Annotated in this window: 21 protein-coding genes; 11 read left to right on the top strand and 10 right to left on the bottom strand. The window is 66.5% G+C overall.

What is annotated here, in order from left to right; all coding sequences use genetic code 11:
* Positions 1–9: 9 nt before the first annotated feature.
* From NO363_RS03525 to NO363_RS03545, 5 genes are read right to left on the bottom strand one after another with little or no spacing between them, the layout of a single operon-like run.
* Positions 10–2,847 (bottom strand): DEAD/DEAH box helicase, encoded by a 2,838-nt coding sequence (locus NO363_RS03525; protein WP_256686926.1) that lies wholly within the window; start codon positions 2,845–2,847, stop codon positions 10–12.
* A gap of 39 nt (positions 2,848–2,886) precedes the next feature.
* The gene (locus NO363_RS03530; protein WP_256686927.1) at positions 2,887–3,645 is read right to left on the bottom strand and encodes a metallophosphoesterase; all 759 of its coding nucleotides are present in this window, start codon (positions 3,643–3,645) and stop codon (positions 2,887–2,889) included.
* Positions 3,645–5,306 carry a hypothetical protein gene (locus NO363_RS03535; RefSeq protein WP_256686928.1) on the bottom strand — a complete coding sequence of 554 codons (1,662 nt, stop codon included), beginning with the start codon at positions 5,304–5,306 and terminating at the stop codon, positions 3,645–3,647. The genes NO363_RS03530 and NO363_RS03535 overlap by 1 nt, the downstream gene beginning before the upstream one ends.
* Entirely contained in the window at positions 5,303–6,595 is a 1,293-nt protein-coding gene (locus NO363_RS03540) for a Single-stranded DNA binding protein (RefSeq protein WP_256686929.1), read from the bottom strand. Before NO363_RS03540 ends, NO363_RS03535 begins: the two co-directional genes overlap by 4 nt.
* 45 nt (positions 6,596–6,640) lie before the next feature.
* Entirely contained in the window at positions 6,641–8,047 is a 1,407-nt protein-coding gene (locus NO363_RS03545) for an LVIVD repeat-containing protein (protein ID WP_256686930.1), read from the bottom strand.
* A gap of 161 nt (positions 8,048–8,208) precedes the next feature.
* Between NO363_RS03545 and NO363_RS03550 the strand changes: the two genes are divergently transcribed.
* Positions 8,209–8,871 (top strand): 2,5-diamino-6-(ribosylamino)-4(3H)-pyrimidinone 5'-phosphate reductase, encoded by a 663-nt coding sequence (locus NO363_RS03550; RefSeq protein WP_256686931.1) that lies wholly within the window; start codon positions 8,209–8,211, stop codon positions 8,869–8,871.
* Here NO363_RS03550 and NO363_RS03555 read toward each other — a convergent pair whose 3' ends face one another.
* Positions 8,872–9,918, bottom strand: coding sequence for an NAD(P)/FAD-dependent oxidoreductase (locus NO363_RS03555; RefSeq protein ID WP_256686932.1), 1,047 nt, complete (start codon positions 9,916–9,918; stop codon positions 8,872–8,874).
* Between the two features lie 76 nt (positions 9,919–9,994).
* Here NO363_RS03555 and NO363_RS03560 point away from each other — a divergent pair, with 76 nt between their 5' ends.
* From NO363_RS03560 to NO363_RS03585, 6 genes are all read left to right on the top strand, one after another.
* Positions 9,995–10,279, top strand: coding sequence for a DUF357 domain-containing protein (locus NO363_RS03560; RefSeq protein ID WP_256686933.1), 285 nt, complete (start codon positions 9,995–9,997; stop codon positions 10,277–10,279).
* A gap of 52 nt (positions 10,280–10,331) precedes the next feature.
* The gene (locus tag NO363_RS03565) at positions 10,332–10,607 is read left to right on the top strand and encodes an ArsR/SmtB family transcription factor (protein ID WP_256686934.1); all 276 of its coding nucleotides are present in this window, start codon (positions 10,332–10,334) and stop codon (positions 10,605–10,607) included.
* Positions 10,608–10,662: 55 nt separating this feature from the next.
* Positions 10,663–10,974 carry a DUF8036 family membrane protein gene (locus NO363_RS03570; RefSeq protein WP_256686935.1) on the top strand — a complete coding sequence of 104 codons (312 nt, stop codon included), beginning with the start codon at positions 10,663–10,665 and terminating at the stop codon, positions 10,972–10,974.
* 314 nt (positions 10,975–11,288) lie between these two features.
* Complete coding sequence (locus NO363_RS03575; protein ID WP_004054891.1) at positions 11,289–12,269, top strand: transcription initiation factor IIB; 981 nt, start codon at positions 11,289–11,291, stop codon at positions 12,267–12,269.
* 43 nt (positions 12,270–12,312) lie between these two features.
* Positions 12,313–12,492, top strand: a complete 180-nt coding sequence (locus NO363_RS03580) for a DUF7836 family putative zinc-binding protein (protein ID WP_256686936.1) — start codon at positions 12,313–12,315, stop codon at positions 12,490–12,492.
* A 141-nt stretch (positions 12,493–12,633) separates the two neighbouring features.
* Positions 12,634–12,873, top strand: a complete 240-nt coding sequence (locus tag NO363_RS03585) for a UPF0058 family protein (protein ID WP_007742527.1) — start codon at positions 12,634–12,636, stop codon at positions 12,871–12,873.
* Between the two features lie 59 nt (positions 12,874–12,932).
* Here NO363_RS03585 and NO363_RS03590 read toward each other — a convergent pair whose 3' ends face one another.
* Positions 12,933–13,430, bottom strand: a complete 498-nt coding sequence (locus NO363_RS03590) for a DUF555 domain-containing protein (protein ID WP_256686938.1) — start codon at positions 13,428–13,430, stop codon at positions 12,933–12,935.
* An 84-nt stretch (positions 13,431–13,514) separates the two neighbouring features.
* Between NO363_RS03590 and NO363_RS03595 the strand changes: the two genes are divergently transcribed.
* From NO363_RS03595 to moaC, 4 genes are read left to right on the top strand one after another with little or no spacing between them, the layout of a single operon-like run.
* Entirely contained in the window at positions 13,515–14,423 is a 909-nt protein-coding gene (locus NO363_RS03595; RefSeq protein ID WP_256686939.1) for a DNA-3-methyladenine glycosylase family protein, read from the top strand.
* 60 nt (positions 14,424–14,483) lie between these two features.
* The gene (locus NO363_RS03600; protein WP_256686940.1) at positions 14,484–14,759 is read left to right on the top strand and encodes an acylphosphatase; all 276 of its coding nucleotides are present in this window, start codon (positions 14,484–14,486) and stop codon (positions 14,757–14,759) included.
* A 38-nt stretch (positions 14,760–14,797) separates the two neighbouring features.
* The gene (locus NO363_RS03605) at positions 14,798–16,222 is read left to right on the top strand and encodes an NAD(P)H-hydrate dehydratase (RefSeq protein WP_256686941.1); all 1,425 of its coding nucleotides are present in this window, start codon (positions 14,798–14,800) and stop codon (positions 16,220–16,222) included.
* Entirely contained in the window at positions 16,219–16,719 is a 501-nt protein-coding gene (gene moaC, locus NO363_RS03610) for a cyclic pyranopterin monophosphate synthase MoaC (protein WP_256686942.1), read from the top strand. The genes NO363_RS03605 and moaC overlap by 4 nt, the downstream gene beginning before the upstream one ends.
* 7 nt (positions 16,720–16,726) lie before the next feature.
* Here the strand turns inward: moaC and NO363_RS03615 are convergent, their stop codons facing one another.
* The 3 genes from NO363_RS03615 to NO363_RS03625 all read right to left on the bottom strand — a co-directional run bounded on the left by NO363_RS03615 (position 16,727) and on the right by NO363_RS03625 (position 19,930).
* Positions 16,727–17,452 (bottom strand): HNH endonuclease, encoded by a 726-nt coding sequence (locus NO363_RS03615; RefSeq protein WP_256686944.1) that lies wholly within the window; start codon positions 17,450–17,452, stop codon positions 16,727–16,729.
* A 152-nt stretch (positions 17,453–17,604) separates the two neighbouring features.
* Positions 17,605–18,897 (bottom strand): GTPase HflX, encoded by a 1,293-nt coding sequence (gene hflX, locus NO363_RS03620; protein WP_256686946.1) that lies wholly within the window; start codon positions 18,895–18,897, stop codon positions 17,605–17,607.
* A gap of 115 nt (positions 18,898–19,012) precedes the next feature.
* Positions 19,013–19,930, bottom strand: a complete 918-nt coding sequence (locus NO363_RS03625; RefSeq protein WP_256686947.1) for a DUF7972 family membrane protein — start codon at positions 19,928–19,930, stop codon at positions 19,013–19,015.
* Positions 19,931–19,942 lie beyond the last annotated feature (12 nt).

Here is a 19,942-nt window from a genome sequence, read left to right on the forward strand (position 1 = left end):
GGAAGGATGTCAGCCCCAAAAGGACTGCGTGCGGGCGTACTGGCGCTCCTGTGAGAGGATATCCCGGTAGAAGTCGTCCTCGTTCTCGCGGAGCTTGGCGATGATCCGGGCGGCGTTGTGCGGGCCGACACCGCGGGCAGCGAGCGCGATGACGGCCTGCTTGCCGTGGCTCTGGACGAGCGTCGCGGCCTGATACGCCCGCTCGGTCTGCTTTTCCTGTTCGTCGTCCTTCTCGTCGGTCTTGATCGCCTCGACGACCTCCTCGGCCCACGGGTTGAGCGCCGCGATGCGCGTCGAGCCACAGAGCGGACATTCGGGCTGGTCGGGGATTCGCCGCACCTCCTGCGTACGCTCCCACTCCTGGCAGTGCAGACAGAACAGCCGCATCCGATCCTCCTGGATCCGCTCTCGCACCGTGTCGATGACGCTCGCGTCGGCGTTCTCGGGCGCGAGCAGCTCCTTGCCCGACGAGCGCCCGTCGATTCCCACGGAGGTATGCCCGCTGTGGGTCACGAGATCGATCTCCTCGGACTGGATGGCCGAGAGCACATCGCCGGCGTCGTCGATCGAGAGATCGTCGTGGAACACCTCGCGGACGGCCTCGTCGTAGACCGGCGTGTCCTGGAGCGCCGCGAGCAGCCGCCCACGGCCGAACCGACTGTCGCTCTGCCAGGATTTGAGCGCACCGAACGTCGCCGCGACCTGTGCGAGTTTGAACTTGAGCGCATCCGAATTTTTGAGGCTGAGTTCGATGAGCCCCGCGACGTGCTCCGGTGCTGTCTCGTTCAGGATCTCGACGACGTCGCTCCCGCGCACCCCGCGCGGCACATCGAGCTCGATGCGATATGGGTCGATCTCCATGCCCACGGAGGAGCCGGTTCGCTGGCCGAGCAGTGCCGACAGGATCCTCCCGAGAGTCTCGTTGGTCGTGTGGCCGAAACAGGCATTCACCACCACCGACCGTGGTTCGGATTCGACGACGATCCGATCCTCTGTGGGCATCGGACCGTCCGCCTCGATCTGCTTTTCGAGCGGGTTGAGCGCCTCGCTCGCGGTGTACTCGTCGGTTGGATAGCGCTCGGCGAGATCGTCGGCCACCGCCGTCCGCGACGCGCCGTCGGCGAACGACTCGCCGACCGTTCCCCGGATCTCGCCGACCTCGCCGGCGACCGCTTGCGGCACCGGGATCTCCTGGCCGGTCCACGAGGGGATCTCGCCGGCGGGATCCTCGATCGGGCTGACCTTCACCTCGCTCTTCTCGTCGTTGACCTCCGCGATGCGCCACATCTCGCCGCGCTGGATGAAGGTCTCACCCGGGCCGGCGAAGTTGACGACGAACCGTTCGTCGAGCGTGCCGATCGTCCGCCCGGAGGCGACGTCCGAGACCGTGTACGTCTCCTCGTCGGGGATCATCGAGAGGTTGGCGTAGAAATACTGCCACGACCCGCCCGACTTCTCCAGTCTGTCCTGCTCTTCGTCGAGCCAGAGGATCCGATTGCCCGATAGTTCGCGGACGATCTCGCGAAACTCCTCCTCGCCGAGATCGCGGAACGGGTAGGCACGCGTGACGATCTCGTAGGCTCGGCGCGCGCCGATCTCGCCGAAGTCCATGACGAACCCGACGATCTGGTTGGCGACCGTGTCCAGGCTGCCGTGGTGGATCTCGGCGGGTTCGACCAGGCCTTCGTGGGCGCGCCGGCAGATGGCGAGCGCTTCGAGCGTGTCGTCCGGGCGTGTCGTGAGCACGGTACCCGACGAGAGTCGGTCCGAGCGATGGCCCGCCCGCCCGACGCGCTGGAGGAGGCGCGCGACCTCGCGCGGGCTCTGGTACTGGATCACGTGATCGACACGGCCCACGTCGATGCCGAGTTCCATCGAGGAGGTACAGAGCAATCCATCGAGCTCGCCGGCTTTGAACGCGTCCTCGACCTCGATACGGGCCTCCTTCGAGAGCGAGCCGTGGTGGACGCCGATCGGGAGATCGAGCGCGTTACACCGCGAGCCGAGCGCTTCGGCCGTCTGGCGCGTGTTGACGAAGATGAGGGTGGATTCGTTGTCGGCGACGAGATCGCGGATCGCCCGGACGTGGCTCGCGAGGTCGGGATCGCTCGCGAGCTCCGCCGCCAGCGTTTCGTCCTCGTCGGTGACCCGTGGCTTGCGCACTCGGACATCGAGCCGGCTGCCGACGTCGACCTCGATGAGCGCGCACTCTCGCCCGCCGGTGAGGAACTTCCCGACCTCGCCGGGATCGCCGACCGTCGCCGACAGACCGATTCGTTGGAACTCCCCCGCGAGCTCGCGGAGGCGTTCGAGCCCGATCGTGAGCTGCGCGCCGCGTTTCGACGCCGCGAGCTCGTGGACTTCGTCGATCACGACGTGCGAGACGTCTCCAAGCGCTTTGCGGAGTTTCTTGCCGGTGAGCATCGCCTGGAGCGTCTCGGGCGTCGTCACGAGCACGTCCGGCGGGTCCTCGGCCTGCTGCTGGCGGTGGTACTGCGTCGTATCGCCGTGGCGCACGTCGATGTCGAGCTCCAACTGTTCGCCCCACCAGTCGAGTCGATCGCGCATGTCGCGGTTGAGCGCTCTCAGGGGAGTGATGTAGAGCGCCTGCATCCCGAACCGGTCCTCGCCCGCGAGCGCGTCGAACACGGGGAGCATCGCGGTCTCGGTCTTGCCAGTCCCTGTGGGCGCGATCACGAGCCCGTCCTGCCCGTCGGCCAGCGGCGGGATCGCCTTGCGCTGTGGCTCGGTCGGGGTCGTGAACCCGCGCTCGGAGAGCGCCGCCCTGACCTGCTCGCCGAGGTGTGTGAAGGCCGCCAGATCGGCGGCGGCCTCGCTATCTGCCATTGGATTTTCTATGGGTGCGAGCCGATTAAGAACTCCGGGTCAGAGCCGCCGATACGCGCCGAGACGCGTCCCGTCGAGCAGATACGCCTCGCCATCGGCGAGCCCATCGGGGAGAAACGGCGCGAGGAACTCCTGACCCTCGACGTTCACCCACGTCCCACCGGAGAGATCGTTGAACGACGGGAACACCACGAGTTCGCCGTCGATCGCCAACTCGGTGTCGTGGTGGTCCTCGAACGGCTCCGGCGCGAGCGACCCGCGGAGCCACGCGCGCTCGGCCCGGCTCCCGCCCACCTCGTCTTCGAGCCGGACGGTCGGGTGTTCGTGGCCGACACAGACCACATCCGCTTCGAGTACACGCCCGCTCGGCCAGGTGTGTCCGTGGGCGAATCCCACGCCGCCGACACGGATGCCGTCTGTCGGCGTCACGGCCACGCCGAACTCCTCGGCGAGCGATTCGATCTCGCCGTCGTGGTTGCCCTTGACGAGCGTGACCGGAACGCGCTCGGCGAGCGCGGACAGCAGCGTTTCGAGCTCCTCGCGCTCGTCGCCCCGTGAACCGCCGATCGAGTGTGCGAGATCGCCAAGGAACACGACCCGTTCAGCTGCCGTCGTCTCGACGAGCGAGAGCACGTGCTCGCGGCGTTCGTCGGCCTGGCTCGGCAGCGAGACGCCCTCCCACCGGAGCGCGGCTTCGAGCCCGGCGTGGTAGTCCGCGATGCAGAGCACGCGTTCGCCGCACTCGACGACGGCCGCCGGTTCGCTCGGAATCGGCTCGACGCGACCCTTCCCGCCCATCAGATCGGTTTGAGCCTGTCGTCGTCGGGTTCGTAGCACTCGCCGCTCATCAGCGCCTCCTGGATGCCGTCGTCGGCTGCCTCGGGCGTGAGACCGTACTCCGCGACGGCGTGCTCGACGACCGCCTCGCGATCGACACCGTCGCCCTCGTTCAGCGCCGCCATCGCCGCGACGACCGCCGCCTCGGGATCGGGGTCGTCCTCGGCACGCTCCGATTCGTCGCCATCGTCGACATCGACGTCGGCAGCCTCGTCGATTCCGTCGTCAGCAGCGTCTTCGACCGTTTCGTCTTCATCCTCGGGCTCCGACGAGGGCTCGGTATCGGAAGGCGGATCGGCCGGTTCGGAACCCGCTTCGTCAGCCTCCTCGGGTCCTGGCGTCTCGATGTCGGCTTCGCCTGGCTCGCCCACCTCGGCGGCGCTCTCGAAGTCGGTGCCGAACTCCTCCTCGATCCGTTCGCGCTCGTCGGGATCGATCTCGAACTCCTCCGGATCGTCGACGTCGACCTCGACCGACTCCCTACTGCCCGTCCCGGTGGCCTCCTCGTCATCTCCCTCTGGAGTGATCTCGTCGTCGGTTCCGTCGATCTCGCCGAACGACTCGTCGGGTCCGTCCTCGTGCTCGTTTCTGGATCGCTCCAGCTCCGCCGCTTCGGTGGGTTCACGTTCGACGAGTTCGTCCTCGGTAGTCGGCTCGGGCTCCGCTTCGGCTTCGCCCTCGGTTTCGCTCTCGGTAGCTGACCCGGGTTCCCGATCCAGTTCGGCTTCGATACCGGTCTCGGTCTCTGTATCGCCTGTCAAATCCGCTACGGCTGTGGTCTCGTCGTCCGCATTCGCACTCTCAGCTGTGATCGACTCGTCATCCGTTTCGACCGCTGGCTCCGCATCCGCTTCGTCGCTCGCGGTCGCCGCGTCGGGCTCGCTACCGTTCTCTGAAACGGTCCGTTCGGCACCTTCGGCCGCTGCGTCGCGCCCGGTCGATCGGCCTTCGGGTGCGACGGTGAGCGGACGGACTTCCTCTCGCTCGCCGGCGACCACTCGCGCCGCGTCGAGTGCGAGTTCCTGGATGGCGTCGAGATATTCCTGTGTCGTGTCGTAGTGAGAGAGCGCGCGCGGAACCCCGGCAGCCAGCCCCCGTTCGACACCCTCGTCTTCGAATGCGTCGCGGAGCGCATCGCCACGCTCGTCACGGTCGCGCGCCGCGCGCATCGTCCGGACGCGTTCGAGGGTTCGCTCCGCGGCATCGACGGCGAACCGATCGCGCGTGGCGGCGTCGACCTCGTTCAGACTCTCCGGTCGGATCGAGGTGAACACCCGATCGGAGTCCTCGGGCTGGAACGTGCGTGCCTTGCCCGCGACGGCGACGAACGCGGGAGTGTCGGCGCGTTCCAGGAAGGAGAGCGCCTCGGGCTGGTACTGGCCGGCGTAGACGACGAACGCACCCGTGGGATCGACGACCCGGGCGCGCAACTGCTCGTCGTTGACCGCCTCGATCTCGGTGAGAACTCCCACGGCGAACAGGCGGTTGAGCCGCGCGCCGGTCGGCGTCACGACGTAGTTCGGCGCGCGCTCCTCGTCGCTCTCGGCGTACGAGAGGGTCGCGTCGTCGAACTCGGCGGCGAAGACGCGGTAGGCGGTCTCGCGGTTCGGTCGGCTGCTCATTCGGCTACCTCCGCATCGCCCGCGTCGTCAGCCTCGGCGAGCAGCGTTCGTGCGTGCTCAGCGGGGTCGTCGTCACGGGGCGCGAACTCGGTCGCTTCCAGGTTCGCGCCGTAGTCGTCGATCGAGAGTGTGCCCCGTATGCGGAACTCGTGGCCGACGATCGACTCGCGGATCTCGTCGGCCACCACTTCCTGATCCATCGCGTCCCTGGCGGCTTCGCGCGCGTCCTCGACGTCGCCACCGTAGATCGCTGCGGTGAGATCGGTGTCGAGCACGGCCGTGAGCGATGCCGTGCCGTCGTCGACGATGGCCTTCACGCGCAGGTCGTCCTCGCCGTCGACGTCGCCGTGGGCGCGGCACTCACCCCGCTGGATGACGCGCCCACACTCCGGACAGCGCTGGATGAGCCCGGAGCCGTCCCGGACCGCGAGCAGGCTGCCGGTGACCGTTACGTCGAAGAGGCCGCCGGTGGCGATCGCCTCGTGGACGCTCATCCGTGGGGCGTTCTCGCCGCCCTCGATCGTCTCGTCGAGCGGCTCGATCGTCGAGAACTCGGCGACGTTCACCGAGGGAACTCCACGAAATTCGCGGACGTAGGCGTTCTCGATGCGGATCGAGGCGTCCTCGTCGATCCCGTCGTGGGGGTTCCAGTCGGTGAACGGGAGTCGTCCCGACTCGTCGGCGACGACGCCGCTCAGAATTTTGGTTTCGCCGTCGCGCCCGTCGATGACCTTCTCCTCGACCTCGGCGACGCGAACGGCGAGCGTGCGCCCGCGATCACCCGGCACGAGCTCAGCGAGCGTGCTTTTGCCACCGATCTCGTACGGGATGTCGAGGGGCTCGTCGGCGAACGCGACCGTCGTCTCGGAGCCGAGGTTGAGCTCGGGGTCGCCCTCCCACTCGCGGACGCCGGCCCCGTGCGCTTCGATCGTGTCGCCCGGCGCGAGCTCGAAGTCGTCCCACGCTGTGTAGGAGATTTTGCCCGATTCGTCGGCGAGCTCACCCTCGAAGATCACGAGCTCGTCGCCCTGATAGCGGATCGAACGCTTGCCGACCGTGAGCACTCGCCCGCGAACCGTCACCGAGCCGTCGCCCGTCGAGACGTCGTCGATGGGCTTGCTCGTCGGGGCTCCGTCACCCCCGTCGTCGCCGTACTTCCGCCGGAGGCTGCTCTTGGCCTCGTCGATCGGCACGCTGTACTCCACCAGGTTCTGCAGATCCGCTTTGACCTCCTCTTTGTCGACGCCGAGGGCGGAGGCGAGCTCCTCGGCATGATCGTCGAGTGTCATCACCTGTCTTCGGGACGGAACGAACTAAAGCGTTCGCGCCCGCAGTCAGTCGCTCTCGGTCGTGCTCGCCGCCGTCTCGGTATCGGCGACGCCGTCGATCTTGTAGGTGTAGATCCCGGTGAAGAGATCGCTCGTCAGCGCGAACCCGCGCTCTTCGTTGTACGTAGCGCTGTAGGCCATCGGCGGGTCGCCGAACACCTGGAGATCCTCTGCCGGATTCGGCACCGCGGGCGCGTCGGTGCGGTGACTGTCGATCGGGTGCGGGTCAGTCGGGTCGGTGATGTCGTAGAGCACCGTGCCCTCGTGCCAGTCGCCGCTCACCACTAGGGTGGCGTCCCCCCGGGGAACGATGTCGAACTGGTGGCCGGTCCAGTCGAAGCGCTCGGTCTGATCGTCCGTCCCGTCGTCGCCCGATTCCATGTGCTCGGCGTTCGGCGAGACGGTGAACCCGATGGGGATCGGGTTCTCGATCGAGCCGTCGCGCCAGCCGATGTCGAAGACGTGTTTGCCGCCCGGCGTCCCGTAGGAGCGCTCGTCGCCGACGACCACGAGGTCGCGGCGCGGGTCGGGCAGTGCGTAGTGGCAGTTCCCGAACGCCTCCTCGCCGACCTCGCTGTTGGCGTAGGAGGGATGCTTGTCGTAGTCGAAGTGGCCCGCCTGGTTCGGCTTCAACGGGTCGCTCGCGTCGAGCAGCACGTAGCCGTCGGCCATCTCACCCATGTACGCACAGTGGAGCAGTTCGCGTTTCGCGTCGTAGACGACGTCGTGTGCCAAGCCGGGCGGGCCGGCGGTGCCGTGCTGTTGTGGCGAGCGTGGATCGGAGACGTCCCAGACGTCGATGCCGCCGATGTCCGGATCGTCGCCGTAGTTGACCGCGTAGACGACCGATTCGTTCGAGCGAACGAACAGGTTGTGCGTCCCGCTGGCGTTGAGTTCGCCGATGACCTGTGGCGATTCCGGCGTTCCCTCGGCAAATCCGTAGTCGACGATCTGGACGCCGGAGTCGCCGGCCGGGTGGTTGCTCCGACAGTACAGCCCCTTCTTGGGTCCGAACTTGACGTCGAGACAGCGCACGCCGTCGTCGGCCGGGAAGTGATGAACGAGCTCGGGCGCGCTCGGGTCCTCCAGATCGACGAGATAGCTTCCGGTGCCCGAAAACCGGGTCCCGACGGCCGCGTAGCGCCCGTCGGGACGGACGGAGCCTTCGGCGAACCCGCCGACCGACGAGGAGAGCTGTGACTGGCCCGTCGCTCCGAGTCGCCAGGTCGACGGCGTCGGCGTCGTGGCTGCGTTCGTCCGTGTTCGCCCGGCGGTCGTGGTCGTTCGGGTTTCGTTCGAGCCGTTGACGGCGCTCTCGCTCGGTTCCATCTGGAGCGCACCGTATGCCGCACCGGAACCGATACCGACCACCCCGAGAGCCTTGAGCACCGCTCGACGAGTCGTCCCTGCCATGCTGTTCGGTAGAGTCGAACGCCACGCGCGCACTTATCTCCTCCCGTTCGTCCATCCGCGCCGCAGACGCCGATTTCGACGCTTCTGGCGGCTCACGATTCGATCCCGTCCACATCCCATGGCATCGAAAGCGGCTTTCGGGGTCGCCGGCTACCGTCCCCATGCACGTCGTGGCCAACGCGGCGATGAGCGCCGACGGCAAACTCTCCTCGCGCCGGCGCGAGCAGGTCGTCATCAGCGGGCCCGACGATTTCGCGCGCGTCGACGCGCTTCGGGCGTCCTGCGACGCAGTGCTCGTCGGCGGCGGGACGGTACACGCCGACGATCCCCATCTCACCGTCGAGGATCCCGACCTGCGCGCCGACCGCCGTGAGGCCGGCAAACCACCCCACCCCGCGCGCGTGGTCGTCGACACGCGTGCTCGTACACCGCCGGACGGCCGCGTGCTCGACGACGCCGCCGTGAGCTACGTGCTGGTCGGCGAATCGGCACCCGAAGATCGACGCACTGTGCTTCGAGACGCTGGTGCGGAACTCCTCGTCGCCGGCGACGAACGGGTCGATCTCGCGGCGGGGGTCGCCGCGCTCGAAGACGAGGGGATCGATCGACTGCTCGTCGAGGGTGGCGGCGAAATTCTGTTTTCGGCGTTCGAGGCGAGAATCGTCGACGAATTATCGATCTTCGTCGGCTCGCTCCTGATCGGCGGTCGCGATGCGCCGACGCTCGCCGACGGTACGGGGTTCGTCGACGAGTTTCCTGACCTCGACCTCGAAGACGTCGAGCGCGTCGACGACGGCGTGCTGTGTCGCTACGCCGTCGAGTAATTAGTCGTCGGATTCGGCCAGCGGTGCCGTCTGCGCTTCGTCAGTATGAGTTTCGAGATACGTGTCGGCGTCGAGGGCGGCCTTGCTCCCCATGCCGGCGGCGGTCACGGCCTGCTGGTAGTGGTGATCGACCACGTCGCCAGCGCCGAAGATACCGGGGACGTCCGTGTGGGTCTGGCCGCCGCCCGTACCGCCCGCGGTGGTGAGATAACCGGCGTCGTCCATCTCGACGCCCGTCTCGCGGAGATAATCGGTGTTCGGCGTGTGACCGATGGCGAGGAAGACGGCCCCGACGTCGAAATCGAACTCCTCGGTCCGGGGATCGTCGCGGTTCTCGCTCGGATGGCCCTCGGGATTGGTGAGCAGCGAGATGTCCTCGACGCCCTCCTCGGGCGAGCCGCGGATCTCGGCGAGTTCGGTGTTCCGCATCACCTCGATATCGCCCTCTTCGACGTGTTCTTCGAGGCGCTCGATCCAGTAGTCCTCGGCACGGAACTCCTCGCGGCGGTGGACGAGATGGACTTTCGAGGCGAACTTCGTCAGGAAGGTCGCCTCTTCCATCGCGGCGTCGCCGCCGCCGACGACGAGCATCTCCTCGCCGCGGAAGAAGGCTCCGTCACACGTGGCACACGTCGAGACGCCGTATCCCATGAGCTTGTCCTCGCCGGGGACGCTGAGCGTGCGCGCGCTCGCGCCGCTGGCGACGATGACGGCGTCGGCCGTGTAGCGTTCGCCGCTCGCGAGTGTGAGCTCGTACGGGCGTTCGGCATCGTCGATGGATTCGACGACGCCGTGCTCGATCTCCGTGCCGAAGCGCTTCGCCTGCTCCTTCATCTCGTTGATGAGTTCCGTCCCGCCGATCCCCTCGGGGAATCCAGGATAGTTGGCGACGTCGGTCGTGAGCGTGAGCTGGCCGCCCGGCTCGTCACCCTCCAGCACCAGCGGGTCGTTGTTCGCGCGCGCAGCATAGATGGCCGCCGTCAGTCCTGCGATGCCCGACCCCGTGATGACGAGCCGACGATGGACCGGCTCCGCGTCCTCGTTCATACACTCGATTGACGGTCCGCGAATAACTACCTTGTGCTGTCGCGGGAGTTTAGGGGGCTGTCCCCCTGGAGCGGGCATGCCGGCAGATCTCGCGGAGAAGACCGACCGATACGAACGGCTGCTCGCCGACGCGCTCGATGCAGCGACGATCGCGCCGCCTGTGGGGACGCCGCTTGCCGAGTCCGCCGCCGATTACCGGGAGATGGCGCGCTCGTATCTGGAGGACGGGCGACATTTCCGTGCCAACGAGGACCCGGTGAACGCGCTCGCGGCGTTTTCGTACGGTCACGCGTGGCTCGACGCCGGTGCGCGCATTGGGCTGTTTTCGGTGCCGGACGAGGGTGATCTCTTCACGGTCTGAGAACGCACGCGGTCGGTGCGCTTACAAGGGGTGGGTGTGTCAGTTTCCGTCGATGGAGGCCGTTCTGTGGTACGTGCTGACCGGAACACGCGGCGGCACGAACCGCGTGCGTATCCTCCAAGCGCTCGACGAACGGCCGCGCAACGCCAACCGTCTCGCCGAAGAACTGGATCTCGATTACAAAACCGTCCGTCATCATCTCGACGTGCTGGAGGAGAACAACGTTCTCAAAAACAGCGGTGACGACTACGGTGCGGTCTATCTCCCGACCGAGCAGGCGCGCCATCACTGGGAGACGATCGAGGAAATCATCGACGAGGTGAACTGAGTATGGTCCGATTTGGGAAAGAGTATATGCACGCAACCGAGGTATGTAGGGATAGATGGCGGCTCTGATCGACGCGATGCGCGTGTTCAGCGCGCTGAACGTGCTCCTGCTCCTCGGACTGGGCTACGTCTGGGGGCGGAACTTCCTCCAGTTCCGCTCGAAGCACACCCTCGGTCTGCTGGTCTTCGCAGTCTTACTGCTCGCGGAGAACGCGCTGGCGATCTACTTCTTCGTCTTCCACGACACGCTCACCCTCTGGGTGACGAACCCCGAACTCGTTCCCCCGATCGCCCAGGAGGCGATGCTCGCGCTCCGGCTGTTCGAGTTCGGCGGCGTCGCCTTCCTCACGTGGGTCACGTGGGACTGAACGTGGCACGGAGCCGTCGAGGGCGTTCGGTCGGAAAACGTGCAAGGAACTGCAAGCCCATCGCTATCGTTGCTCGCGCACGACCCTCTGCCGTGAGCAGCGTCGTCGGTACATCTACCCGGAAAAGCGCCGCGATAAGCGGTAGTTTAACCCCCTCCACACAGACGGCGTCGAGAGGGCGTGAGGCGACCGATTTCGTCGGGGTGTAACCGGTAGCTTTAAGTAGTTTACGAGCTAACGTATTGTCAGATACCGAGTTCTGGGAGTGGGCGCGACCGATCCCCAGCAGCCAACCGCATCCGAGTCACAAACCCATGAGCGATTCAACAACACGAGTCAACGAGCGAGAACGAACCGACGAGAGCGAGGTCGAGGAAGAGGAAGTCGACGAAGACGAACTCGTCTGCCCCGAGTGTGGCGGCCGACTGGCCGCCGATAGCGAGCACGGCGAGACCGTCTGTACGAACTGTGGGCTCGTCGTCGAGGCCGACGAGATCGATCGCGGTCCCGAGTGGCGGGCGTTCGATAGTGCAGAACGCGACCAGAAGTCGCGGGTCGGTGCCCCGACGACGAACATGATGCACGACAAGGGGCTTTCGACGAACATCGGCTGGCAGAACAAGGACGCCTACGGCAACGCGCTCTCCTCGCGCCAGCGCCAAAAGATGCAGCGCCTGCGCACGTGGAACGAGCGCTTCCGTACCCGCGACTCGAAGGAGCGCAACCTGAAGCAGGCGCTCGGCGAGATCGACCGCATGGCGAGCGCGCTCGGGCTTCCCGACAGCGTCCGCGAGACAGCGTCGGTCATCTACCGCCGTGCGCTCGACGAGGACCTCCTGCCCGGGCGCTCGATCGAGGGTGTCTCGACCTCGGCGCTCTACGCGGCGGCCCGACAGGCGGGCACGCCACGGAGCCTCGACGAGATCGCCACCGTCTCCAGAGTGGGGAAGATGGAGCTCACCCGGACCTACCGTTACGTGGTCCGCGAGCTCGGGCTGGAGATCCAGCCGGCCGACCCCGCGAGCTACGTGCCGCGCTTTGCCTCCGATCTCGAACTCTCGGAGGAGGCCGAGCGGCGCGCACGACAGCTCCTCGAAACCGCCAAGGACGAAGGGATCATCAGCGGCAAGAGCCCCGTTGGGCTCGCCGCTGCCGCGGTCTATGCCGCCGCGCTGCTCACCAACGAGAAGGTCACGCAGGGCGCGGTCAGCGAGGTCGCCGACATCTCCGAGGTCACCATCCGCAACCGGTACAAGGAGCTGCTCGAAGCCGAAGGCGACGTGATGGCTGCCTGATCGACGCGAACATTTTTGTACTCGTCACGTGTTGAACGGTGACATGGACGAAGCAGCCGTCCAACTGTTGTGTCCGGAGTGTGCGAAACACTGGCGCGAGACGCCGCGCGAGCTTCCGGCGGACGGGTCGACGTTCCACTGTCCGAACTGTCACGCGAGCTATCGCATCAGCGAGTTCATGCGAACCGACCGCGATCTCAGCGCGTTCAAACAGCTCCAGTAGTCGGCCGAGCCGTCTGTAACATTCATTATCGTCAATGACACTTACTGCCGCGAACGGCCGTTTCGCGGCGTTTTTCGCCTCCGTATGTTAACGAGAGTCAGGATACTACTAATATCCTCCAGTCACTAGGGACAAGTGCCCATGAAAAAGCAGGAGCTTATCCACCTCCACGGCCTGCTTGCAGAGGTACGTAAGCATCACGAAGCACGGACGGGGAAATCGGCCGACTACGACTCGTACGAATCGCTCGGCGTTCGTCCGACATCGATTCATCAGTCGAAGACAGACCACAAAGCCGCCGTTTTCGCGCTCGCCGACGGTATTACAACCGATATGCGACGAACCGAAAACGAGGAGACGGTTCCGGCGGCCGCCGACTGAAACGAGCGAACGGCAGACAACCGCGTTCTCCGGTCAGCAACGTTCCGTAGCGTTGCGGCTCACTCTTCGAGCAGTTCGTCGAACTCCGGCAGCAGGTCGTCATCGTCAGCGCCCTCTCCGTCGGTTGTCGTCTCGTCGCTCGCCGAGTTGTCATCGCCGTCGCTTGTTGAGCCATCACTGTCCTGATCATTCGTCGAATCGTCGCCTTCGTCCGAGTCGTCGCTTTCGAGGACCTCGATTTCGAGGACCTCGAGAGGGATGTTTTCGAGGCGTTGGCCGATCTCCTTGCGCGCGATGCGGGCAGCGTGTTCCTCGCGTTCGACGTTGAAGACGGTCATCTCGAGTTCGAGTGCGACGAGCGCTTCGTCGGCGACGATGAAGGCGGGCTCCAGCTCCTCGCCAGCGGGCGAGCTACGCGACCCCATCTCGATCTCGACGTAGCTCAGATCGGGGTTGAGCATTCCGCCGGTCTTCGAGATGGCGATGCGGACGGCCTCATCGGGCGTCTCGACATCGTAGACGGGCACGGCGGCCTCGACGACGACTCGACAGTCCATGTCGGCCGTTCATTGGCTGATAGTATCAACGTTGGGTCGCCGAAGTCGAAAGGGCCAACGACCACCCGTTCGTCCACCATCGTGATGGAGACCGGCAGCCTGGATCTCGACGAGGTGGCGGGCGACTTCGATCTGCAGGCCACGCTCGAAAGCGGCCAGAGCTACGCGTGGCAGCGTGCCGACGGCCGGATGTACGACCAGCCGTCGGCCGTCGGCGGATCGGCGTGGTACGAGACGGTGCTCCCGGCGACCGTCACCGGCGAGCGCGAGGTGATCCGCACTCGCCAGACCGACGGCCGACTCGACTGGGAGGCGACGACCGACGCGACGGCGCTGCTCACCCACCGACTGCGACTCGACGACGATCTCGACGCCATCCGCGAGGCGACGCCGGCCGAACCGCTGATCGAGCGGGCGTTCGACGCCTACGAGGGGCTGCGAGTGGTCCGCGACCCACCGTTCGTCTCGCTCGTCTCGTTCATCTGCTCGGCACAGATGCGCGTGTCCCGCATCCACGGGATGCAGCGCACGCTCGCCCGCGAGTTCGGATCGACGATCGAGTTCGATGGTGAAACCTACCACGCCTTCCCGACGCCCACGCAGTTGGCCGACGCCAGCGAGGAAGAACTGCGTGAGTGCTCGCTCGGCTATCGAGCGCCTTACGTCGAGCGGACGGCCGAACTCGTCGCGAACGGCGACGCACACCCCGAATCAGCCCGCGGAATGGCCTTCGAGGAGGCCCGCGAGTATCTCAAGCAGTTCGTCGGCGTCGGCGACAAGGTCGCCGACTGCGTGCTCCTCTTCGCGCTCGACTACCTCGAAGCCGTCCCGCTCGACACCTGGATCCAGGAAGCGATTTCCGAGCATTACCCCGACTGCGATCGCGGCTCCTACGCCGAGACCTCGCGGGCGATCCGCGAGCGCTTCGGCGACGATTACGCGGGCTACGTCCAGACGTACGTGTTCCACTACCTGCGTGGCGGAATCGAGTGATCGGCGGCGAACCGTCTCTGGAGCCAGACCGCTTTTGCTCGTCGCCGAGAAACCCGTCCCATGAGCGAGACCCGTGCCCACGTGTTCGTCTCCGGGCGTGTCCAGGGCGTCGCCTTCCGTGCGAACACTCGCAACACCGCCCGCGAGATCGGTGTCGACGGCTGGGTGCAGAACCTGGACGACGGCCGCGTCGAGGCGGTCTTCGAGGGTGAAGAGGAGAGCGTCGAGCGCATGGTTGAGTGGTGTCACGACGGCAGTCCGGCCGCGGAGGTCGAGAGCGTCGACGCCGAGTACGGCGATCCCGAGGGACTGTCCGAGTTCGAGATTCGCCGGTAGTCCGCACGCTTAATTCGCCGGCGATCGATGCTGTCGTCATGATCGACACCGACCGGATGGCCGCCGTCGACGAGAACGCGGCGGCGCTCGGCGTCCCCAGGAAACAGTTGATGGAGTCGAGCGGCAACGCCGTCGCCAGTGCGGTCCGCGACATCGCCGACTCGGGCGCGCGCGTGACGATCGTCGCCGGCCGGGGCAACAACGGTGGCGACGCGTTCGTCGCCGCGCGCTTTCTCGACACGTACGACGTGCGAACGCTGCTGCTCGGGCGCACCGAAACGATCACGACCGGGATCGCCCGCGAGAACTGGGCGGCGCTCGAACGGAGTGGCTACGAAACCCAGGAAGTGCGCGACTCACGAGATTTCGATCTCGGCGAGCCCGACGTGGTGGTGGACGCGATGCTCGGCACGGGCATCACCGGCGAACTCCGCGAACCCGAGGCCACGGCCGCGCGTGCGATGAACGACGCCGACGCGACCGTCCTCTCGGTCGACGTTCCGTCGGGTGTCGACGCCGACACCGGTGAAGGTGGTGCGGGAGCCGTCGATGCCGACCACGTCGTCACGTTCCACGACACGAAACCGGGTCTCGACGCGCTCGACGCGGACGTACGGGTCGCCGACATCGGCATCCCGTGGGCTGCCGAGCGGTTCGTCGGGCCGGGCGATCTCGCCGTCGAGCGCGATCCCCACGGCGAGAAGGGCGATTCGGGGCGCGTGTTCGTCGTCGGCGGCGGTCCCTATACCGGCGCGCCGGCGCTTGCGGGGCAGGCTGCGCTCCGGGCGGGTGCCGATCTCGCCTTCGTCGCGGCCCCCGAGCGCGTGTTCGAGCCGATCGCGGGCTACGCCGAGGACCTCATCGTCCAGCCCTACGACGCCGACCGGCTCGGTCCCGATCACGTCGATGAACTGGTCGAGACGGCGACCGATCACGACGACATCGTGGTGCTCGGTCCGGGTCTTGGCAGCGCCGACGAGACCCACGCGGCCGTCGAGCAGTTCCTCCGAAGGTTCGACGGCCGGGCGGTCGTCGATGCCGATGCACTCGCCGTCGTCCCCGGGATCGAGACGGACGCGACGCTCGTCTGCACGCCGAACCGAAAGGAACTCGCCGCGATGGGCGGTCCCGACGTCGACGACCTTCGCGAACACGTCGACGAGATCGAGACCTTCGCCGCCGATCTCGGCCACGTCGTGCTGGCGAAGGCGAAGGACGACGTGATCACCGACGGCGAGCGGACGCGGATCTCCCGGACCGGAACGGCCGGAATGACCGTCGGCGGGACCGGCGACGTGCTCGCCGGGATCACGGCCGCGCTGCTCGCGACGCGGGAGCCGTTCGAGGCGGCCAGCGTCGCACCCTACGTCAACGGCCGGGCGGCCGAACGGTTCTCCGAGAAGGGGCTGCTCGCCTCCGAACTGCTCGACGGGATCCCGAATGCGATGGAGGTGGACCGATGAGCGACGACCCGGGCGACGCGAACGATCTGACCCACACCACGGCCGAGGGCGACGCGCAGATGGTCGATGTCGGCGCGAAACCCGACAGCGCGCGCCGAGCGGTCGCCCGCGGGACGATCCGTCTCCAGGAATCGACGGTCGCGGCGATCGCCGACGACGGGATCGAGAAGGGCGACGTCCTCGCGACCGCGCGCATCGGTGCGATCCGCGCCGTCAAACACACGTGGGAGACGATCCCGCTCTGTCACCAGATTCCCATCACGAACGTCGAGACCGAGTTCACCCTCGCCGACGATCGCGTGACGCTCACCGTCGCCGTCGAGACCACCGGCAAGACGGGCTGCGAGATGGAGGCCCTCGAGGGTGTGACGACCGGATTGAATACTGTCTGGGACATGACGAAAGCCGCCGAGAAGGACGAGGACGGCCAGTATCCCACGACGCAAATCGAGGACGTGCGGGTGCTCGAAAAAGAGAAGACGCTCGACGAGGATTGAAATTCCTTCAGTTGTCGCCGAACGGCTGGATCTCGCTCTGGCCGTCGAGCACGAGCTGTGCGTCGCCGTCGTACTCGTTCGTACGCCCGCCGATCAGGCGATAGCGTTCGTTTTCGTGCAGTCGTCGAAGTCCGTTGTCCGCCCAGACGACGAATCGGATCAGCGTCACGTCGTCGTCACGATCGCTGTCGACCGGCGCGAACAGGCCGACCTGCTGGACCGACGACGAGGAACTGTTCCACAGCGTCGCGACCCGTACGTCGGTGCTGACGCCGTGATCGGTCGGAAGTGTGGGCAGCGAACCGACCGGAGTGAGTTCGATCTCGCGGCCGTACTCGTCGGTGATACTCTCCGGACTGCTGGTGAGCAAGTTGAACAGTACGGGAACGACGAGCAGCACGCGGAGCACGCGCCACGTCAACGACCGCGTGTTCCGGCGCTCCCAGTCCCGTGCTCGCCGTTCGAGTTTCCCGTTGCCGGCGTGTTTGTCGGCGTGACAGGTCGGACAGAGCGTCTGGAGGTTCGACAGTTGGTGACCGCCCCCGTCGGATTTCGCCACGATATGGTCGACATCGAAGTAGACGTCGTCGACACGCGTGCTCTTGACGCCACAGCTCTGACACGTGTAGCCGTCGCGGGTAAGCACCGCCTTCCGTCGGCCGTCCCAGTCCGGCGGATACTCGTTGCTTGTGTAATCGTCGTACGCGGGGTTGTAGCTCGTCTCCGTTGCCATGATCTGCGACGTTCGGCGAACGTTTCGTCCGTGACAAGAAGCTACCGGGATCGTCGTCCGTTCGGCTGCCTGCTGTCTCCGGACTCGAATCGGACACGCGACCCCTCCGAATCGGTTGACGGCCGACGACGATTCCGCTACCGACCGAACGCTTAGGCCGACTCGGCCGGCACGGTGAGGTTCGCGGCGCGATCCCGACTCCGCTCGACGACCGCCGGACGCGCGGCGAACGTGACCGTCACCTGCTCGCCGTAGGAGACGTCCTCGACCCGGGCGTGATCGTGGATCCAGGAGACGAGGCTCATCGTCCCATCGCCCATCGGCAACACGAGCCGTTCGCGTTCGTAATCGGGGAGTTCGTCCTCGACGCGTTCGAGCAGCTCCCCGATGTCGTCGCCTTCGGCGGCGCTGATCGGCACGGGATTGGGTGCGAGCGCCGACAGCGCCTCGCGCTTTTCGGCCAGCTCGTTCGCATCGACCCGATCGGTCTTGTTCAGAACGGTGACGATCGGGGCCTCGTTGCGCTCGTAGAGCGTGTCGTGGGCGGTGACGAGCTTCTCGCGCATCGTCTCGGTCGGCTCGCTCGCGTCCACGACCAGAAGCACGAGGTCGGCACGGTAGACCGAATCGAGCGTCGATTTAAACGATTCGACGAGCCAGTGCGGGAGGTCGGAAATAAATCCCACCGTGTCGGTCAGCAACACCGGCCGATCCATCGCCGCCCGGCGCGTGGTCGTCCCGAGCGTCGTGAACAGCCGGTTCTCGGATTCGGCGGTCGAATCGAGGTCCGGGTGGAGCCCCTCGTTCTCGTCGATATCGACGTCGGCGGCGAGTCGGCGCAGCAGCGTCGATTTGCCGGCGTTCGTGTAGCCGGCCAGCGCCACGAGATCGAAGCCGGACTCGCGGCGCTGTTCTCGCCGGTGGGCTTCGGTTTCCTCGATCCCGTCGAGCTCCTCGCGAATCGCGCTGATCTGGGCCTTGATGTCCTGCTCGCGCGATTCGTCGTACTCGCCGAGCCCCATGAACCCCGGGCGTTCGTCGCGTTTGGCGAGGCTCGTCTTCGCCTCCGCGCGCGGGAGTTCGTATCTGAGTTCGGCGAGTTCGACCTGGAGCTGGGCCTTCTTCGTCTCCGCGCGCTGGCCGAAGATCTCGAGGATCAGCCGGAACCGATCGAGCACTTCGGTGTCGCCCGGCAGGCGCTGGCCGAGATTGTATATCTGGTACGGGCCGAGCCGGTTGTCGAAGATCACCGCCGCCGCGTCCCGGTCGCGGACGAGCGCCGCGAGCTCGTCGGCCTTCCCCTCGCCGAGATGGAGCGCGGCGTCTTCGGTTCTGGTCTGGGTGAGCGTGCCGACGACCTCGTGGCCGGCCGCCGCCGCGAGATCGGCGATCTCACTCGTGTCGGCGCTGCCCGAATCGACCCGCTTTGCGATGATGACCTTCATGTGGTGGCTCGACGCGTGGCGTCGATCGGTCGAAAATACGGCTCCATCCCCTTTCAATCCCGGGTCCGATCCGTCACGCCGGGGGCCACTGCCGACCGCACCGACCGATGCGTCGTCAAGTCTGCTCCTCGGGCGGGACGAACGGACCGACCGAGACAGTATAGCGGGCGATCGTGGCGAGCCTGAGCATGTAGCTGAGGAGGAGCGCGAGCGGCAACAACACGATCGCGATGGCGGCGCTGACGACGACGGGCAACAGCGGTTGTGCGACCATCGCGCTCGGGATGGATGTGTAGACGGTCGTGGTGTAAAAGGCGACGAGGAGGATGGGGATGCCGAGGGTGGCCAGCCGCCGCGAGAGCCCCGCGAGGTCCTGCTGGATGGCGATCGTCTTGAAGAACTGCCGGGCGACCGCGACCGCTTCCAGCAGCTCCGCCACTGCGTCGAGCTCCTCGGTCGAGCGGTCGTCGTGCGTCCGGCGGATGGCCTCCGTTTCCGTCAGTCGCTGTGCGTAGGCCGGCCCGAGCAGCGTCGAGACGATCGCCATCGTGTCCTCGGTGCCCGCGACCCCTTCGAGGCGCTCGGCGTAGGAGCGCATCGCCGAGCGGTACTCCTCGATCTCGTCGGTCGTCTCGTCGTGCTCCGCCGCGAACGCTTCCACCCGATCGTCGAGCGTCTCGCCGACGAGCGCGAGGAACTCCGCCGGGTCGTTCGGGCTCGTGGCCCGTCCCGCGAGCTCCGCGACCGACTGCCGGAACTCGCGGGTGCCGTCGAGGCGGTCGGTGAGCCCCTCGACCGTGCCGAACACCCGCGAGAGCACAAGCTGGTTCACGGTGAGCGTGATCGTGATGAGCGAGAACGTCCCTGAGACGACGCCGCTGCCGAACATCGACGAGACCGCGCTCGCCGGCTGGAACGTGATGAGCCCGATCTGCGTCGCCCCGAACGTGACCAGAAAGGCCACGGCGGCGAGCAGAACGGAAACGAGCAGTCGATTGCCGTCGATGAAGATCCACTTCGAGAGTTTGTTCATGATGGTCTCCAG

It is taken from the genome of Halococcus qingdaonensis (assembly GCF_024508235.1).
GTDB lineage: Archaea > Halobacteriota > Halobacteria > Halobacteriales > Halococcaceae > Halococcus > Halococcus qingdaonensis.

Coding starts and splice junctions, on each gene's coding strand:
- NO363_RS03575 (WP_004054891.1), top strand. CDS start 11,289: ATGAGCGATTCAACAACACGAGTCAACGAGCGAGAACGAACCGACGAG.
- NO363_RS03605 (WP_256686941.1), top strand. CDS start 14,798: ATGATCGACACCGACCGGATGGCCGCCGTCGACGAGAACGCGGCGGCG.
- NO363_RS03555 (WP_256686932.1), bottom strand. CDS start 9,918: ATGAACGAGGACGCGGAGCCGGTCCATCGTCGGCTCGTCATCACGGGG.
- NO363_RS03540 (WP_256686929.1), bottom strand. CDS start 6,595: ATGACACTCGACGATCATGCCGAGGAGCTCGCCTCCGCCCTCGGCGTC.
- NO363_RS03590 (WP_256686938.1), bottom strand. CDS start 13,430: ATGGACTGTCGAGTCGTCGTCGAGGCCGCCGTGCCCGTCTACGATGTC.
- NO363_RS03530 (WP_256686927.1), bottom strand. CDS start 3,645: ATGGGCGGGAAGGGTCGCGTCGAGCCGATTCCGAGCGAACCGGCGGCC.
- NO363_RS03580 (WP_256686936.1), top strand. CDS start 12,313: ATGGACGAAGCAGCCGTCCAACTGTTGTGTCCGGAGTGTGCGAAACAC.
- NO363_RS03615 (WP_256686944.1), bottom strand. CDS start 17,452: ATGGCAACGGAGACGAGCTACAACCCCGCGTACGACGATTACACAAGC.
- hflX (WP_256686946.1), bottom strand. CDS start 18,897: ATGAAGGTCATCATCGCAAAGCGGGTCGATTCGGGCAGCGCCGACACG.
- NO363_RS03525 (WP_256686926.1), bottom strand. CDS start 2,847: ATGGCAGATAGCGAGGCCGCCGCCGATCTGGCGGCCTTCACACACCTC.
- NO363_RS03570 (WP_256686935.1), top strand. CDS start 10,663: ATGGCGGCTCTGATCGACGCGATGCGCGTGTTCAGCGCGCTGAACGTG.
- NO363_RS03595 (WP_256686939.1), top strand. CDS start 13,515: ATGGAGACCGGCAGCCTGGATCTCGACGAGGTGGCGGGCGACTTCGAT.
- NO363_RS03625 (WP_256686947.1), bottom strand. CDS start 19,930: ATGAACAAACTCTCGAAGTGGATCTTCATCGACGGCAATCGACTGCTC.
- NO363_RS03545 (WP_256686930.1), bottom strand. CDS start 8,047: ATGGCAGGGACGACTCGTCGAGCGGTGCTCAAGGCTCTCGGGGTGGTC.
- NO363_RS03600 (WP_256686940.1), top strand. CDS start 14,484: ATGAGCGAGACCCGTGCCCACGTGTTCGTCTCCGGGCGTGTCCAGGGC.
- NO363_RS03550 (WP_256686931.1), top strand. CDS start 8,209: ATGCACGTCGTGGCCAACGCGGCGATGAGCGCCGACGGCAAACTCTCC.
- NO363_RS03585 (WP_007742527.1), top strand. CDS start 12,634: ATGAAAAAGCAGGAGCTTATCCACCTCCACGGCCTGCTTGCAGAGGTA.
- moaC (WP_256686942.1), top strand. CDS start 16,219: ATGAGCGACGACCCGGGCGACGCGAACGATCTGACCCACACCACGGCC.
- NO363_RS03565 (WP_256686934.1), top strand. CDS start 10,332: ATGGAGGCCGTTCTGTGGTACGTGCTGACCGGAACACGCGGCGGCACG.
- NO363_RS03560 (WP_256686933.1), top strand. CDS start 9,995: ATGCCGGCAGATCTCGCGGAGAAGACCGACCGATACGAACGGCTGCTC.
- NO363_RS03535 (WP_256686928.1), bottom strand. CDS start 5,306: ATGAGCAGCCGACCGAACCGCGAGACCGCCTACCGCGTCTTCGCCGCC.